This window comes from Erwinia sp. 1181_3 (assembly GCF_052824965.1).
This window is the reverse complement of the sequence record NZ_VTDE01000003.1, coordinates 625,576-641,858: the sequence shown is the minus strand read 5'-3', so window position 1 is coordinate 641,858 and position 16,283 is coordinate 625,576. Positions and strand designations below refer to the sequence as shown.

The following is a 16,283-nucleotide window of genomic DNA, read 5'->3' as shown; positions in this document are numbered from 1 at the left end:
TGGCAAAATAGCTGAAATTTATTCGTAAGGAGTGATAATGGTGTTGAACCCGCTACGCAGCCACTGTGTCCGTCACGGGCCGCAATTACTGCGTTTCCCACTGCGGTTTACCCCGTTTGCAGTGAAGAAGCCGCTATTACAGGCACTGTTACGCTGGCAGTTTCAGCAGGCGCTGGCGGAAGGCGAGCTGGACTTCCTTGAAGGGCGCTGGCTGGGGATTGAGGTCAAGGACCTTGAACTCCGTTGGTCAGTCACGCTGGAACAGGGGCAGCTTCGGGTCGCTGAACGTGAGGAGGCTGATGTCTGGTTTCGCGGCAATGCCAATGACCTGGCGCTGATCGCCGCCCGCAGGCAGGATCCGGACACTCTGTTTTTCCAGCGCCGTTTACTGATTGAAGGTGATACGGAACTGGGCCTGGAAGTCAAAAATATGATGGATGCGATAGATCTGGACGCCATGCCAGCGCCGCTACGCATCGGGCTTATGCAACTGGCTGATTTTATTGAGGCCGGAATGAAAGAGGACGCGATTCCCCCGGCGGATCGCGCAGGTGCCACATGTTAATTCGTTCAGAAATTGGCATCGATGCGGCGAGCATCGACAGCCTGCTGCGCCGTAGCTTCCCAACCTCTGCGGAAGCGGAACTGGTGCAGCAACTGCGGGAAGATGGGCTATTAACCCTCGGTGTCGTTGCAACAGATGACGATGGCCAGGTGCTGGGCTATGCGGCCTTCAGCCCGGTCACGCTCAACGATGAAGATCGGCAGTGGGTAGGATTAGCGCCGCTGGCGGTTGATGAAAGCGTTCGCAAGCAGGGCGTGGGTAAACAGTTGATTTACGAAGGGCTGGATACGTTGAATGAGTTTGGCTATGCCGCCGTTGTGGTGTTGGGCGATCCCGCTTTCTACGGTCCTTATGGCTTTGAACCGGCTGCACGCCACCAGCTGCACTGCCGCTGGGAAGGCACTGAAGCGGCGTTTCAGGTGTACAAGCTGGCGGATGACGCCTTTGATGGCGTTGAAGGCCGCATCGAGTTCTCCGTGCCCTTTAATCGCTTCTGAGCGCAGCAAGCCATTGAACAAGTGATACAGGCTGGTGTTCTACCAGCCTGATCTTCTGTGGTTTTTTCAGTTGCTTAACCTGATATTCCAGCTTCGACGCCAGCGAACGATCCCCTGCCTCACAGTGAAATACCAACACCAGCGGTCCTTTACCGCGCAATGCTTTTGCGCCTTTACCACTCTGGTGCTGGGCAAAACGCCTGGCCACGTCATTGGTGATGCCGGTGTACAGCATTCCTTTAGCGGTTCGCAGAATATACAGTCGCCAGTCCCCGGGTGCAGCCGCGCTCATAGGGTTTCTCAGATAAAAAACAGTACGGCTACTTTAGCGTATATGTTGGCAGAGAGGGAGAGGCAGGGGGGCAGCAAGGGCCAGCCGGAGCTGGCCCGAAGCATCATGCGGCGTTAAGAATACGCAGCGATTCGCGGTTAAAAGCGGGGAGATCGTCCGGCGTGCGGCTGGTGACCAGCCTGTCGTTATCGACCACGACCTCTTCATCGTAGAAATCAGCACCGGCATTTTTCAAATCAATCACCACCGGTTTCACCGTGGTCATTTTGCGACCGCGTACGGCATTGGCACTGATCAGCAGCTGTTGCCCGTGACAGATAGCGAAGACAGGTTTGCCCAGTGCAACAAAGGCTTTGGTGAAGGCGACAAAACGGTCATCGCCGCGCAGCGTGTCCGGGGAGTGGCCGCCGGGCAGCAGTAGCGCATCAAACTCGGCCGGATGGACATCATCGATATTTTTATCGACCTTCAGGCTGGCTTTACCCTGCTTACCGGTAATGGTTTTACCCGCTTCACTGTCAATGGTAATGACCTGGTGGCCGGCTTTTTTATACGCCTCTGCGGGAGAAGTAAATTCTGAGTCTTCAAATTCATCGGTAATCAGCACCGCAATTTTCTTGCTCATATTTCCTCCTGTGAGTTTCATTTAAATGCGCAGTAAGTGTGGTTCACTGGTGCTGAAAAGCAAATTCAGGGGCACAGCGAGGGGCACAGGTGGATGATTTTAGAAGGGAACATAGGGCACACAAAGGTAAAGAAGACGCAGGTCGCTGGTGTTTATGTATACCGCACCCTATGATAATTCCCCATTAAGCTCCCACTTTTCAGGACGATCTCATGGCCACGCTGCACTCCTTACTCGCTTTTGCTTCTTATTTTTTAACCAGCGGCGCGCTGGTACTGATCTTTCTGTTTATCTATACCCGCATTACACCGCACAACGAATGGCGTCTGATTAAAGAGAATAATCTGGCGGCGACTTCAGGGTTCATCGGGGCACTGCTGGGTTACATTATTCCGCTGGCCAGCGTGGCCATTAACTCCGTTAACCTGCTGGATTATCTGGTCTGGGGTGCAGTGGCGCTGGTTGTGCAGCTGCTGGTATTTACCGCAGTGCGCCTGTTTATGTCGGATATCAGCCGCCGCATTGAGGATAATCACCTGTCTGCGGGGCTGTTCCTCGGTGGGGTGTCTACCAGCGTGGGGATATTGAACGCCGCCTGCATGACCTACTGATCTCAACGTAAATTATGGATCACCTGGTTGCTGCTGCCGCGCCACAGCAGCGCCGGGTCTTTGAGTGCCTGAATAAACTTCCCGTCGATCAGCACATTCACGCTGGTGACCACCTGCTGCTGCTCTGTGCTCAGTTCCTCCAGGCGGTAACCTGTCCACATCCAGATATCTTTGCCAGCACACTCACGCTGCACTCGCCGCAATAGCCGTCCGACATCCGCCAGATTGGTCGGATGCAGCGGATCGCCGCCTGACAGCGACAACCCCTGGCGCGGAATACGTGTATCGTTGAGGTCGGCAATCAGCTGCTCTTCCATTTGAAGGGTGAACGGCAACCCGGAGTTCAGCCGCCAGGTGCTTTTGTTATAACAACCGGGGCATTCATGCACGCAGCCGGAGACAAACAGCGTGCAGCGCGTGCCGGGACCGTTAACGATATCCACCGGGTAGTACTGATGGATGTTCACCCCAGCTGACCGTTACCCAGGTGCTTCACCCGACGTTTAACCTCCTCCTGCTTCCCGGCGTTAAACGGACGGGCATCAGGACTGCCGAGATAGCCGCACACCCGCCGCGTCACCGAGACGCGGGTGCTGTCATGGTTACCGCATTTCGGGCAGGTAAAGCCTTTACTGGTGCACTCAAACTCGCCGGTAAAACCGCACTCATAGCACTCGTCGATAGGCGTATTGGTGCCGTAGTAAGGCACCCGGCTGTAGCTGTAATCCCAGACGTCTTCCAGCGCCTTAAGGTTGTGCTGAATGTTAGGGTATTCGCCGTAACAGATAAAACCGCCGTTCGCTAACGGTGGATAACCGGCTTCGAAGTCGATTTTATCGTACGGATTGACCTTCTTCTCCACGTCGAGGTGGAAGCTGTTGGTGTAATAGCCTTTATCGGTGACGCCCGGCACCACGCCGAACTCGGCAGCATCGAGGCGACAGAAACGGTCACACAGGTTCTCACTGGGCGTACTGTACAGACTAAAGCCGTAGTCCGTTTCCTCTTTCCATGCCTCGACGGCGGCGCGCAGTCGGGCAACAATCTCCAGCCCTTTGGCGCGCAGTTGCGCATCATCATAAGGATGTACACTGCCGCCGCTCAGGGCATTCAGCGTTTCATGAATGCCAATATAGCCCAGAGAAATGGAGGCTCTGCCGTGACGGAAGATAGGTGCCACCGGATCATCGGCTTTCAGGCGCACTCCGCACGCACCCTCCATATAGAGGATGGGGGCCACGCGGGCCTTCACATTTTCCAGCCGGGCGATGCGTGTCATCAGGGCTTTCTTCGCCAGCAACAGACGCTGGTCGAGCAGCGTCCAGAAGCGGCTCTCATCACCCTGTGCCTCCAGCGCAATACGCGGCAGGTTAAGGCTGATCACGCCGATATTGTTACGGCCATCGTGGATCGGCTCGCCGTTCTCTTCATACACGCCCAGGAAGCTGCGGCAGCCCATAGGGGTTTTAAACGATCCTGTGACCTTGACCACCTGATCGTAATTGAGAATATCCGGATACATGCGTTTGCTGGCGCACTCCAGCGCCAGCTGTTTGATATCGTAGTTGGGCTCGCCAGCGGCCTGATTTAGCCCGGCTTTGATAGCAAAAACAAGTTTCGGGAACACCGCCGTTTTATGATTTTTCCCCAGCCCGGCAATGCGGTTCCGCAGAATCGACTGCTGGACCAGGCGCGCCGCCCAGCTGGTGCCAAGGCCAAACCCAAAGGTGACAAACGGCGTCTGGCCGTTAGCGGTATGCAGTGTATTCACTTCATATTCCAGTGACTGGAACGCGTCGTAGCACTCTTTCTCGGTGCGTGTCTGGGCATAGGCTTCGACATCCGCCACCTGCCATTGCTGCGCAGTGGCACGATGTTTCACCAGGCTGGCTTCCACAAACGGGGCCAGCACCTCATCAATGCGGTTAATGGTGGTGCCGCCGTAAATATGGCTGGCCACCTGGGCGATAATCTGTGCGGTAACGGCGGTCGCGGTGGAGATCGACTTTGGCGGTTCGATCTCGGCATTCCCCATTTTGAAGCCATGGGTCAGCATGCCGCGCAGGTCAATCAGCATACAGTTAAACATCGGGAAGAACGGCGAATAGTCGAGGTCATGATAGTGGATCTCACCGCGTTCATGCGCACTGACCACATCGCGCGGCAGCATATGCTGACGGGCATAGTGTTTAGCGACGATGCCGGCCAGCAGATCGCGCTGGGTCGGGATCACTTTGCTGTCTTTGTTGGCATTTTCATTCAGCAGTGCCGGGTTGCTCTGTTCAATCAGACCGCGAATTTCATGGTTCAACCGACCGCGCAGCTCGCGTGCTACGTCGCGATCGTGGCGGTATTCAATATAGCTGCGTGCCAGCTGCGGGTAACGGCCTGCCATCAGTTGGTTCTCAACCGCGCGTTGAACCTCTGCGATATCCACGCTCGGACGGGCGGTGAGCTGAGCGCTAATCTGGCTGGCGGCAGTGGCGCAGTAGTCGTCATCGTCAATTTTCGCAGCCTGTGCAGCGGCACGGATTGCCGCCTCAATACGCGCTGGATCGAAGGCGACCTGACAGCCGTCCCGCTTGATTACCTGAGTTGCCACCGCTGCTCTCCTGAATGAAGAAAATCTATATGTGGGTTTGAGTGGCTATAGTAAACGCTATATATAGTGTTGCGATCAGATTTAAACGCCGTTTTATTGACCTGAGGCAAAGATCTGACAGCAGCGTAGCAAAGATAAGCGATGGTCAACGTCGGTTAAGGTTTTGTGTGGTTATACGCTATTTTTTGCCATCAAGGTGTGCTGTGGCGGTTGCATTCAACCCAAAGGAATCACTACTATTGCCGGTTGCCATAGAGCGAAATCCATTTTGCTCTGGTCTCTCAGGGATACTGTCTGATGTCGTCTGTCGCTTATAACGAAAAACAGGTCATTCGCTGGCTCGGTGCGCGTACCGTGGCCCGGGCGCGCGATCTGGTCGCCAGCGTACAGAATCTCCAGTGGCAAAATAATTTGCTGACCGGCGAGGTGCCGGGACGTAAAGCGGAACCTTTCAGCGTGATCGTGCATTTCAGTCGTCCCCAGGGCAGGTTGCTGGCCAGCGGAGAGTGCAGCTGTGCTGTAAAAAATAACTGCAAGCATGTCGCGGCGCTGATGCTGGCGAACCTGCAACCCCGCCAGCCAACAGCGGCAGTGGTCCTCAAAACCATTGAGGCAGTGCCCGTCCCGGTGCTGCAACTGCAATCACGTGCCAAATTTATCAGCGGCTATGGTCATTATGGTCATCGCCAGAAGCGCCTCGATTTTGCCTCCGTCAGCTTTGACTACGCAGGCGTGAACGTTGATGCAGGAAGCCGGGCGGAGAACTTTACCGACAGGAATGGTCTGCGCTACCACGTTCAGCGCCATACGGAAGAGGAGCAGTCCTGGCTGGCGCAGATCGACACGGTCGGGCTGAATGCCATCCCCGCCGGGCATATTTATACGCCAGCTCCGTTGCCCCCGGCGATCTTCGCCCCGGCATCGCCGCCGCAGTGGCGTGATTTCATTAAAAAAGGCCTGCCGGCGCTGCGCAAACGCGGCTGGCGCATCAGCATGGATGATGATTTCACCTGGAACGTCTCGGACGTTGATGCGATTGAAGGGCGCGCAGTACAGGGCGAGGACGGCTGGTTCGATCTTGAACTGGCGATGAAAATTGGCCGCCGACGCGTGCGCCTGGAGCCGCTGCTGGCGAAGCTGTTTGAGCGTGACCGCCGCTGGATGTCCGGCAATCTGCGTCTGATTGATGATGACGAACAGATTGAGATGCGTGACGATAAGAATCAGCGATTGCTGTTTCGCGCGGGTCAGCTAAAGCCGCTGGTGGGCAATCTGATTGATCTGTTTGGCGCGCATCAACCGCTGCGACTGGCCGCCTGGGATATCGGGCGTCTCAGCGAGTCCGGCGATCGTAATCGCTGGATATTTGACGGTGACAACGCGGTCCATCAGCTGGCAGAGCGATTGAACGGGCACAGCGGTGTACAGGCCATTGCCCCGCCTGTTGGCTTGCAGGCCACCCTGCGCGATTATCAGCAGCAGGGCGTGAACTGGATGCAGTTCCTGCGTCAGCATCAGCTGGCGGGCATACTGGCCGATGATATGGGGCTGGGGAAAACGATTCAGACGCTGGCCCACCTGCTGCTGGAAAAAGAAGCCGGGCGCCTCGATCGTCCTGCACTGATCGTGGTGCCGACCACGCTGGTCCATAACTGGTGCTGTGAAGCACGGCGCTTTGCCCCCGATCTGCGAGTACTGGCGCTGACCGGGCCGCAGCGCAAAGACTTTTACGATCAGATGGAACAGTACGACGTGGTCATCACCACCTATTCACTGCTGTGGCGCGATCAGCCGCAGCTGGTGGCGCACTATTATCATCTGCTGATCCTCGATGAAGCGCAGTACGTGAAGAACAGCGCCTCACGTGCCGCCTCGGTAATCCGCACCCTGAAGACGCGGCATCGTCTCTGCCTGACCGGAACCCCGCTGGAAAATCACCTCGGGGAGCTGTGGTCGCAGTTTGATTTCCTGCTGCCGGGCTTCCTCGGCAGCGAACGCGACTTCACCCAGAACTGGCGTATTCCGGTAGAACGCAATGGCGATAAAGTCAGGCGTGAGCTGCTGGCGAAGCGCGTACGGCCGTTTATGCTGCGCCGCCGTAAACAGGAGGTCGCCAAAGAGCTGCCGCCGAAAAATACCATTGTGCGCAGCGTGCCTCTGGACGGTGCGCAACGAGAACTGTATGACCAGGTGCGTGCCGCCATGCAGGACCGCGTACAGTTAGCGATGCAGCAGCAGGGGCCGGGACGCAGCCATCTGCTGGTGCTGGATGCCCTGCTAAAACTGCGCCAAATCTGCTGCGATCCGCGTCTGATGTCCGATCCGCGCGCCGAGCGGGTGAAACACTCTGCCAAGCTGGCGCTGCTGCGCGAGATGCTGCATGACCTGCTGGCAGAAGATCGGCGCATCCTGATCTTCTCGCAGTTCACCACCATGCTGGGCATCATCGCCGAAGAGTTACAGAAAGCGCGCATTCCTTATGTCATCCTGACGGGCAGCACCCGCGATCGCACTGAGCCGGTACGGCGTTTTCAGCAGGGCGAAGTCCCGGTGTTTCTGATCAGCCTTAAAGCGGGCGGAGTTGGGCTGAACCTGACGGCGGCCGACACGGTGATCCACTACGATCCCTGGTGGAACCCGGCGGCTGAAAATCAGGCCACCGATCGCGCTTATCGCCTCGGGCAGGATAAACCGGTCTTTGTGTATAAGCTGATCGCGGCCGATACCATTGAAGAGAAGATCGTCGCGATGCAGCAGCAAAAAGCCGAGCTGGCCGGAGAGATCCTCGACGACGAGCTGAGTGAACCCTCCAGTTTCAGTCAGGACGATCTGGCGGCACTGTTCTCCTGACATCACCGCCCGGATAGCATCAAAACGTTAACGGCGCCTGCGCCTTATGGAATTCGTTTCGTGAGATGTAACTTGATGTAACACGCGAATTATGTTTTATGAGGTCATCACAAAAAAAGGATGCCCTGATATGCCATGGTCACTGCGCCCGCTGTTGCTTGCCTGTTCCCTGTTTCTGCCATTCACTGTGGCTGCCGACCCGGCAGGGAAACTCCCGCTGATGCCCTGGCCGCAGCAGGTAGAGCAGCCAGAGGGTAGGGGAAATCTGGCCCTGACCATGCCGCTGGCGATTCAGGTTAAGGGCGATAACCTGCACGAGGCAATCCCGCGCTGGCAGCAACGCCTGGCGCGTCAGACCGGTAACCCTGATCTGCCGATTTCCGCCAGTGCCACGTCATTACAGATCCGTATCGCCCGACAGGTTGCCGCTATTCCTCAACCGGACAGCGATGAGAGCTACCGGCTGGTGGTCAGCGCCGACGGCATCACACTGGATGCAGCCACCCGTTTTGGCGCGATGCGCGGCATGGAAACGCTGCTGCAACTGGTGCATAACAGCACGGTGCCCCTGGTGACGATTAATGACCACCCGCGCTTTCCGTGGCGCGGGATCCTGATTGATTCTGCCCGCCACTTTATGCCCATTGAGACGCTGAAACGCCAGATTGATGGCATCGCCGCTGCGCGTATGAACGTCTTCCACTGGCACCTGACCGACGACCAGGGCTGGCGTTTTGGTTCCAGTCATTTCCCACAGTTGCAGGAAAAAGCCAGCGACGGACTGTGGTACAGCCCGCAGCAGATGCGCGATATCGTCAGCTATGCCGCCCATCGTGGCGTGCGTGTGGTGCCGGAAATTGACTTTCCGGGGCACGCTTCGGCACTGGCGGTGGCGATGCCTGAACTGATCGCGGCACCGGGGCCTTATCAAATGGAACGTGGCTGGGGCGTCTTTAAACCGCTGCTCGATCCGTCCCGCGAACAGGTTTATCAGTTTATTGATACGCTGGTGGGCGAGGTGGCCGCCATCTTCCCCGATCCTTATCTGCATATTGGTGGCGATGAAGTGGATCCCAGCCAGTGGGATAACTCTGAGGCTATCGCTCAGTTTATGCAGCAGAAAGGGTTGAAAGACAGTCATGCACTGCAGGCATATTTCAATCAACGGGTGGAGAAGATCCTGGAAAAACACCAGCGACAGATGATCGGCTGGGATGAAATCTATCATCCCGATCTGCCGCGCAGCATTCTGATCCAATCCTGGCGCGGACCGGATGCGCTGGGTGAAGTGGCAAAAAACAACTATCGCGGCATCCTTTCTACCGGCTTCTATCTCGATCAGGCCCAGCCTGCGGCGTTCCATTATCGCAATGAAGTCTGGCCGCAGGGACTGAACGATGCCGATCGGATCAAAGAGGGCGAAACAGCACAGAGCTGGCAATTTACGCTGCCACGTCTTAAGGGTAAGCCGCTTACAGGCAGCTTTACGCTGATTGATGCCGTTGGTGGATGGCGCGGATTTATTGATTTCGAAGGGCGCTCGCGGCGTATGGTGCGGGAGATCCGCTGGCTGTCGCCCACCCAGTTTACCTTCCGTGTCGACAGCTGGATGGGCGAGCTTCGTCCAGTGCTCACCCTGGCGGGCGACAACATGAGCGGCTACTGGCGCATCGGTAACGTGCGCTATCCCACTGTGGGCAGCAGGCTGCCGCAGCCTCCGCAGGGTATAAAACCGGTACTGCCGGATGATGCCCAGTTGCGAAATAACCTGCTGGGCGGGGAAGCGGCGCTGTGGAGCGAAATCGTCGATGAGAACGTGATTGACGTCCGTTTGTGGCCGCGGGCATTTGTGGTGGCAGAGCGGCTGTGGTCGGCCTCTGATGTGACGGATGAGCAGAATATGTATCAGCGCCTGGCGGCGGTTGATAGCTGGTCCGCCGTGTCGGTGGGTCTGCAACAGCACGCGGAGACGCAGTTGCAGATGATGCGTCTGGCCAACAGTAGTGACACGGTGCCGCTGCAAATCTTCGCTGAAGCGCTGGAGCCTGCGCAATTCTATACCCGACAGCATCTGAAATATCAGGCCGGACATTACACGCAGGCTGAACCGCTGAACCGGCTGGCCGATGTGCTGCCATCCGAAAGCAACAAAGTACGTGAGCTGGATCAGCAGGTGGACGCGCTGATCGCCAATCGGGGTGACCGACAGGCGGCGCAGGCGATCCGCCGTCAGCTTCTGCAGTGGCAGCACAATATTCCGCTGGTAGAGCCGGTGCTGGCGCAGAACCCGCAGCTACGGCCGCTGCTGCCGGTGGCAGGGCAGGTGGCAGAGATCAGTCAGATGGGGCTGTCACTGCTGGATGCGATGGAAAAGGAACAAACTTTTGGCGCTCGTGAAGTGGCGAAGATGCATCAGCGGCTGGATCAGGCGGCGCTCAGCCAGGATGAAGTGGTGATTGCGCTGGTGTATCCGGTGGAGAAATTATTGCGCAACGGGAAATAACGGCGGGTCGATCGTTGATCGACCCGTACAACGATTCACGACGTTCGCTTAACGACGTACAGCGATCGCTTCGATTTCGATGTTCACATCTTTTGGCAGACGCGCCACTTCCACACACGAACGTGCCGGGAAGCTGGCGTGGTGCTCAGTGAAGAAGGCTTCGTAGGTGGCATTCACCGTGGCGAAGTCATTCAGATCTTTCACGAACACGGTGGTTTTGACGATATCACCCACTTTCAAACCCGCGGCCTCAACAATCGCTTTCACATTTTCCAGCGACTGGCGTGCCTGCGCGGCAATATCGTCCGCCACAGCACCGGTTTTCGGATCGACCGGGATCTGGCCTGACGTGAAGATCATGCTGCCGAGATCCACACCCTGAACATAAGGGCCGATAGCGGCGGGGGCGTTTTCCGTACTGATTTCGCGAGACATAGTTTCTCCTGAATGTGTGCGATGGTGAGGATAGGGGTACAGCGTATCATTTTTGCCCGGGCCGGGCATGCCCGGCCCCTACAGGAACAGTGATATTCCGTAAGACCGAGGCCCGACAGCAACGGTGATACCCCGTAGTGGCGAGGCCCGACAGCAACGGTGATACCCCGTAGTGGCGAGGCCCGACAGCAACGGAGATACCCCGTAGGGGCGAGGCCCGACAGCAACGGTGATACCCCGTAGTGGCGAGGCCCGACAGCAAAGGTGATACCCCGTAAGAGCGAGGCCCGACAGTAACGGTGATACCCCCGTAGTGGCGAGGCCCGACAGCAACGGTGATACCCCGTAGGGGCGAGGCCCGACAGCAACGGTGATACCCCGTAAGAGCGAGGCCAGACAGTAACGGTGATACCCCGTAGGGGCGAGGCCCGACAGCAACGGTGATACCCCCGTAGGGGCGAGGCATGCCTCGCCTCTCTGTTTGACCCGGCGCGTGTCACATCCTGCCCACGCAACGGACCAAATGCAACGGCATTAACCGTTTGCCATCACCACATGGTGCGCGAACTCTTTCTCGCAGTATTTACATTTCAGGTGCAGCTCATCCTGGCGCTGTTTCACCGCGAAGCTGGAATGCACCGGTTCAGAACGGCTGATGCAGTTGCTGTTCGGGCAGGTCAGCACGCGTTCAATCCGGTCTGGCAACGTCGGGGAGCTCTTCGCCACCACGTTGTAATCATCAATGCGGTTCACCGTTGCGTGCGGTGCATACACCGCCAGCTGGTTGATCTGATCGTCGGTCAGGAAGGTGTTCTCAATCTTGATCAGGTCTTTGCGGCCCAGCTCACCCGAGGGCAGATTCAGGCCAATGGTAATGCGCTGGTCGGTTTCCGTCAGGCGGAACAGGGAGAGCAGCTTAAAGCCAATCTGGGCCGGGATATGGTCGATCACCGTGCCGCGTTTAATCGCTTCAACCTGTAATTTATTATCGTGTGTCATGTGCTTATCCCCTTAAAGAACCGGTTCGCTGTTCAGTACCAGCGCCAGAAGTGCCTGGCGTGCGTAGATACCGTTACCTGCCTGCTGGAAATACCAGGCGTGCGGCGTGTGATCGACATCCGTGTCGATTTCGTCAATACGCGGCAGCGGGTGCAGAACTTTCATATTCTCGCGTGCGCCCACCAGATCGCTGGCGCGCAGAATAAACTGGGCTTTGACGTTAGCGTATTCCGACGGATCAAGACGCTCTTTCTGTACGCGGGTCATATACAGAATGTCCACCTGCGGCACCACTTCTTCAATGCTGTCATGACGTGTCCAGACAATGCCTTTTTCGTCGAGCATATCGGTGATGTAAGCCGGCATCGCCAGTGCATCAGGCGCAATAAAGTAAAAACGATTGCCTTCAAACTTCGCCAGCGCCTGGGTCAGTGAATGTACGGTGCGGCCATATTTCAAATCACCGACCATCGCCACGCTGAGGTTATTCAGACGGCCCTGCGTTTCCTGCAAGGTAAACAGATCGAGCAGCGTCTGAGTCGGATGCTGATTGGCGCCATCGCCCGCGTTCAGGATCGGCACGCCGCCGGAAAACTCGGTTGCCAGACGCGCGGCGCCTTCCTGCGGATGACGCATGACAATCGCATCCACATAGGTGCCAATCACGGAGATGGTATCGGCGAGGGTTTCCCCTTTCTTGCCCAGCGAGGTGTTGCTGCCATCGGCAAACCCGACCACGGACGCGCCAAGACGATGCATCGCCGTTTCAAACGAGAGGCGGGTGCGGGTGGACGCTTCAAAGAAGCAGCTGGCAATCACGTTGTGCTTCAGCAGCTCAGGCTGTGGGTTCGCCTTCAGGCTGGCCGCGGTACGCAATACCAGCTCCAGCTCTTCACGGTTGAGATCGTTAATTGAAATAATGTGTTTGTGATATAGGGGGTTAGCCATTTCCACTCCTTTTGCCGTTATCATTCATGATGCAGCGGTGTCGGCTGCCTCATGAGTGCTATAGCGCAACGTTTTTGCATTAAAATACGGGCAAAAAAAAGCCCCTCAATGAGGGGCTTTTCTTGATGATCGGTCATGCAACGGGAGGAAAAACGGTGCTGCCCGCCTGTAGAAAGGCGATTCAGTACGGCTTGATTAACGCAATTCAGTTTCATGCATCCTCCCGGCAAACGGGGTGCATTATACGCATTCATCCGTTTGCAGCAAGCGAAAAACGCGTAACGTAATCGTTTGCCTGGGGTGAGTTACCCCAATTGTGCCAGCGTGGCCACCATCACTGCTTTGATGGTGTGCAGACGGTTTTCTGCCTGGTCAAACACCACGCTGTGCGATGATTCAAACACCTCATCGGTGACTTCCATGCCGCCGTGCAGATCGTACTGCTGCGCCATCTGCTGGCCCAGCGTGGTCTGGTCATCGTGGAACGCAGGCAGGCAGTGCAGGAACTTCACCTGCGGGTTCCCGGTCGCCTCAAGCATCGCCATGTTCACCTGATAAGGGCGCAGCAGGGCAATACGTTCGTGCCATACCTCTTTCGGCTCACCCATGGATACCCAGACGTCGGTGTAAATGAAGTCCGCGCCCAGCACGCCTTGCGCAATATCTTCTGTCAGGGTGATTTTTCCGCCGGTTTTTTCTGCCACGCTGCGGCATTCAGCAACCAGCCCCGCATCCGGCCAGCAGCTTTTCGGTGCCACCAGGCGCAGATCCAGGCCTGTCAGCGCCGCCGCCTCCAGCAGAGTATTGCCCATATTATTATGGGTATCGCCGACGTAGGTCAGCGTCATCTGACTGAAGGCTTTCTCCGGCAGGTGTTCCTGCATGGTGAGCAGGTCCGCCAGCAACTGGGTGGGATGAAACTCGTTGGTCAGCCCGTTCCACACCGGCACACCAGCGTGTTCGGCCAGGGATTCCACCAGCACCTGGCCGTGGCCGCGATATTGAATACCGTGGTACATCCGGCCCAGCACGCGGGCGGTGTCTTTCATCGACTCTTTATGGCCGATCTGGCTGCCGCTCGGGCCAATCCAGGTGACGTTCGCGCCCTGATCGTATGCGGCAACTTCGAAAGAGCATCGGGTGCGGGTCGAGTCTTTTTCGAAGATGAGCGCGATATTTTTACCTTTCAGATGCTGAATTTCTTCGCCATTTTTTTTATCGGTCTTCAACGTGGACGCCAGCGCCAGTAAGCCGTTGATTTCAGCGGGGGTGAAATCGAGCAGCCTGAGGAAGTGACGTTGATATAACTGACTCATAAAGCACTCCGGGATGATCTTTAATGAATTAAAATTCAATTTAACCGTATTAATATTCACTTTCAACCCCGAAGAGCAGAAACTTGCTTTTAAAGGTAGTGGCGCAGAGGGCACTGTGGGAAAATACGCGAAATAACGCCTTAATGAGGAAGCGATCATGGCTAATGAAGCATTGTTGGAAGAGCAGCGTGAAGAAACGCGGCTGATTATTGAAGAACTGCTGGATGATGGCAGTGACCCGGACGCGCTGTACACCATTGAGCATCATTTCTCTTGCGACAGCTTCGATGCGCTGGAGAAAGCGGCCGTGGAAGCCTTTAAGCTGGGTTACGAAGTCACTGAGCCGGAAGAGCTGGATCTGGAAGATGGCACCAAAGTGATGTGCTGCGATATTCTCAGCGAAGGCGCGCTGAACGCTGAACTGATCGACGCGCAGGTTGAGCAGCTGATCGATGTGGCGGGCAAGTTCAACGTTGACTACGACGGCTGGGGCACCTACTTCGAAGATCCGGACGCGCAGGATGACGACGAAGGCGATGAAGATGACGAAGCCATCGACGGCGAAGATAACGGCATCCGCCACTGATTCTCCCCTGTAAATTCTGGCCGGGCATGCCCGGCCATTTCATGACGTTGAGCAAATGAATACCGAACACCTGCTGGCCCCTGTCCTCGATTTCCTGCACTGCCGTACGCCTCAAGCCTGGATTGACGAAGCCCGTCAGCCGCAACATCTTCCTCTGTTACTGACCGACCATCTGGTATGTGAGCTGAAAGCAGCCCAGACCGCCATGTGGCTGATCCGTAAATATGTTGCGGACAAAGCCAGCGGCGATGCCCTGCTGGCGTGGCTGAAACCCTGGGAACAGTTTGTTCACAACGATCAGGCCGATCTGGCTTTCCTCGAACAGCATAAAGGTCTGTCAAAAACCATTATCAGCCGTGAAGAGGTGCCTTATGGCGATGAGCTGGTGGATAAGATGGTGCTGCTGATCAAAGAAGAGCTGCACCATTTCTATCAGGTGCTGGAGATTATGCAGGCGCGTGGTATTCCCTATATGCGCATTACCGCCAGCCGCTATGCCAAAGGGTTAATCCGCGAGATCATCACGCATGAACCGCAAACGCTGGTGGATAAACTGATCTGCGGAGCCTATATCGAAGCGCGATCCTGCGAGCGTTTTGCCAGTCTGGCACCGTATCTTGATGATGAACTGGCGGGGTTTTATATTTCGCTGCTGCGCTCAGAGGCGCGACACTATCAGGATTACCTGGCGCTGGCTGCACTGATCTCACCGACGGATATCAGCGTGCGGGTGCGTAAAATCGGGGAAACGGAAGCGCGTCTGATCATGGAACCGGACAACCAGCTGCGTTTTCACAGTGGCGTTCCGAACTTCGCCTGAGGGGCGAGCGGATAAAAGGGCCGATTGGAACACACGATCGGCCCCTGCAGCGGCCGTCCGCCGCGGTTAAAGGGTTTTCAGCATCGTCACTTCGCAATCCACATGACCGGTGGAGCCCATCGGGCCATCGATATGCTCAAAACCGAGATGTTCATACAGGCGAATGGCGCGCGTCAGTGACGCGGTAGTTTCCAGATAGCAACGTTTAAAGCCCTGCTGGCGGGCATAGTCCATCGCCTGAATGGCCAGACGGCGTGCCAGCCCGAGGCCACGCACCGACGGCATAAAATACATTTTCTGCAGTTCACAGACATCCGCATCGCTGCTCGCCAGTGGCGCGATGCCACCGCCACCCACCACCTTTCCTTCCACTTCGACCACCCAGAAAGCACAGTTCTCTTCACTATAGACTTCATAGAGATGGTCAAGATTAGGGTCCGAAACGGTATAGCCTTTATCTGCCGTCAGGCCAAATTCTGCCGATACGGTGCGGATCACCGCAGCAATATGCGGGTTGTCAGCGGGAACGATCGGGCGCACGCGCAGGGTTGTCTGAATTGCGGTTGTCATACATTTCGCTCATGGTCTGTCGGTTGCAGGTAGTGTAATAACACTGCCAGCGTGCGGATGCAAT

17 protein-coding genes are annotated in these 16,283 nt (G+C 56.5%); 7 read left to right on the top strand and 10 right to left on the bottom strand.

From position 1 onward, the window contains the following. Nucleotides 1-40 precede the first annotated feature (40 nt). Complete coding sequence (gene ubiT, locus FY046_RS11390; protein WP_133844242.1) at nucleotides 41-565, top strand: ubiquinone anaerobic biosynthesis accessory factor UbiT; 525 nt, start codon at nucleotides 41-43, stop codon at nucleotides 563-565. Then, nucleotides 559-1,062 carry a GNAT family N-acetyltransferase gene (locus FY046_RS11385; RefSeq protein WP_133844020.1) on the top strand — a complete coding sequence of 168 codons (504 nt, stop codon included), beginning with the start codon at nucleotides 559-561 and terminating at the stop codon, nucleotides 1,060-1,062. Before ubiT ends, FY046_RS11385 begins: the two co-directional genes overlap by 7 nt. Here FY046_RS11385 and FY046_RS11380 read toward each other — a convergent pair. Beyond that, nucleotides 1,049-1,354: a GIY-YIG nuclease family protein gene (locus tag FY046_RS11380; RefSeq protein WP_133844018.1), complete on the bottom strand. Its 306-nt coding sequence runs from the start codon at nucleotides 1,352-1,354 to the stop codon at nucleotides 1,049-1,051. The genes FY046_RS11385 and FY046_RS11380 overlap by 14 nt on opposite strands. 103 nt (nucleotides 1,355-1,457) lie before the next feature. Then, nucleotides 1,458-1,979, bottom strand: coding sequence for a type 1 glutamine amidotransferase domain-containing protein (locus FY046_RS11375; protein ID WP_159337322.1), 522 nt, complete (start codon nucleotides 1,977-1,979; stop codon nucleotides 1,458-1,460). Nucleotides 1,980-2,191: 212 nt separating this feature from the next. On the opposite strand from FY046_RS11375, the gene FY046_RS11370 reads away from it, so the two are divergent. After that, a complete protein-coding gene (locus tag FY046_RS11370) occupies nucleotides 2,192-2,590 on the top strand; it encodes a DUF350 domain-containing protein (protein ID WP_446186055.1) in 399 nt (132 codons plus the stop codon). A 2-nt stretch (nucleotides 2,591-2,592) separates the two neighbouring features. On the opposite strand, the gene nrdG is transcribed toward FY046_RS11370, so the two are convergent. Both nrdG and nrdD read right to left on the bottom strand, forming a co-directional pair. Continuing rightward, nucleotides 2,593-3,057: an anaerobic ribonucleoside-triphosphate reductase-activating protein gene (nrdG, locus tag FY046_RS11365; RefSeq protein ID WP_431022402.1), complete on the bottom strand. Its 465-nt coding sequence runs from the start codon at nucleotides 3,055-3,057 to the stop codon at nucleotides 2,593-2,595. Next, nucleotides 3,054-5,192: an anaerobic ribonucleoside-triphosphate reductase gene (gene nrdD, locus FY046_RS11360; RefSeq protein ID WP_159337323.1), complete on the bottom strand. Its 2,139-nt coding sequence runs from the start codon at nucleotides 5,190-5,192 to the stop codon at nucleotides 3,054-3,056. The genes nrdG and nrdD overlap by 4 nt, the downstream gene beginning before the upstream one ends. 297 nt (nucleotides 5,193-5,489) lie before the next feature. Here nrdD and FY046_RS11355 point away from each other — a divergent pair, with 297 nt between their 5' ends. Beyond that, nucleotides 5,490-8,042 carry a DEAD/DEAH box helicase gene (locus tag FY046_RS11355; protein ID WP_212815799.1) on the top strand — a complete coding sequence of 851 codons (2,553 nt, stop codon included), beginning with the start codon at nucleotides 5,490-5,492 and terminating at the stop codon, nucleotides 8,040-8,042. Nucleotides 8,043-8,172: 130 nt separating this feature from the next. Next, nucleotides 8,173-10,545 (top strand): beta-N-acetylhexosaminidase, encoded by a 2,373-nt coding sequence (locus tag FY046_RS11350; RefSeq protein WP_167863391.1) that lies wholly within the window; start codon nucleotides 8,173-8,175, stop codon nucleotides 10,543-10,545. Between the two features lie 48 nt (nucleotides 10,546-10,593). Here the strand turns inward: FY046_RS11350 and ridA are convergent, their stop codons facing one another. From ridA to argF, 5 genes are all read right to left on the bottom strand, one after another. After that, nucleotides 10,594-10,980: a 2-iminobutanoate/2-iminopropanoate deaminase gene (gene ridA, locus FY046_RS11345; RefSeq protein WP_446186054.1), complete on the bottom strand. Its 387-nt coding sequence runs from the start codon at nucleotides 10,978-10,980 to the stop codon at nucleotides 10,594-10,596. A gap of 534 nt (nucleotides 10,981-11,514) precedes the next feature. Beyond that, complete coding sequence (gene pyrI, locus FY046_RS11340) at nucleotides 11,515-11,979, bottom strand: aspartate carbamoyltransferase regulatory subunit (RefSeq protein ID WP_133844002.1); 465 nt, start codon at nucleotides 11,977-11,979, stop codon at nucleotides 11,515-11,517. A gap of 12 nt (nucleotides 11,980-11,991) precedes the next feature. Further along, nucleotides 11,992-12,927 (bottom strand): aspartate carbamoyltransferase, encoded by a 936-nt coding sequence (gene pyrB / locus FY046_RS11335; RefSeq protein ID WP_133843999.1) that lies wholly within the window; start codon nucleotides 12,925-12,927, stop codon nucleotides 11,992-11,994. Nucleotides 12,928-12,947: 20 nt separating this feature from the next. Beyond that, the gene (locus FY046_RS11330; protein WP_133843997.1) at nucleotides 12,948-13,142 is read right to left on the bottom strand and encodes a hypothetical protein; all 195 of its coding nucleotides are present in this window, start codon (nucleotides 13,140-13,142) and stop codon (nucleotides 12,948-12,950) included. 90 nt (nucleotides 13,143-13,232) lie between these two features. Then, entirely contained in the window at nucleotides 13,233-14,243 is a 1,011-nt protein-coding gene (argF, locus tag FY046_RS11325) for an ornithine carbamoyltransferase (protein ID WP_133843995.1), read from the bottom strand. 157 nt (nucleotides 14,244-14,400) lie between these two features. Here argF and rraB point away from each other — a divergent pair, with 157 nt between their 5' ends. Both rraB and miaE read left to right on the top strand, forming a co-directional pair. Further along, on the top strand, nucleotides 14,401-14,829 hold the full coding sequence (rraB, locus tag FY046_RS11320) for a ribonuclease E inhibitor RraB (protein WP_133843993.1): 429 nt from the start codon (nucleotides 14,401-14,403) through the stop codon (nucleotides 14,827-14,829). 55 nt (nucleotides 14,830-14,884) lie between these two features. Continuing rightward, nucleotides 14,885-15,649 (top strand): tRNA isopentenyl-2-thiomethyl-A-37 hydroxylase MiaE, encoded by a 765-nt coding sequence (gene miaE / locus FY046_RS11315; RefSeq protein ID WP_133843991.1) that lies wholly within the window; start codon nucleotides 14,885-14,887, stop codon nucleotides 15,647-15,649. Nucleotides 15,650-15,715: 66 nt separating this feature from the next. Here the strand turns inward: miaE and FY046_RS11310 are convergent, their stop codons facing one another. Beyond that, on the bottom strand, nucleotides 15,716-16,219 hold the full coding sequence (locus FY046_RS11310) for a GNAT family N-acetyltransferase (RefSeq protein WP_133843989.1): 504 nt from the start codon (nucleotides 16,217-16,219) through the stop codon (nucleotides 15,716-15,718). Nucleotides 16,220-16,283: the final 64 nt, after the last annotated feature.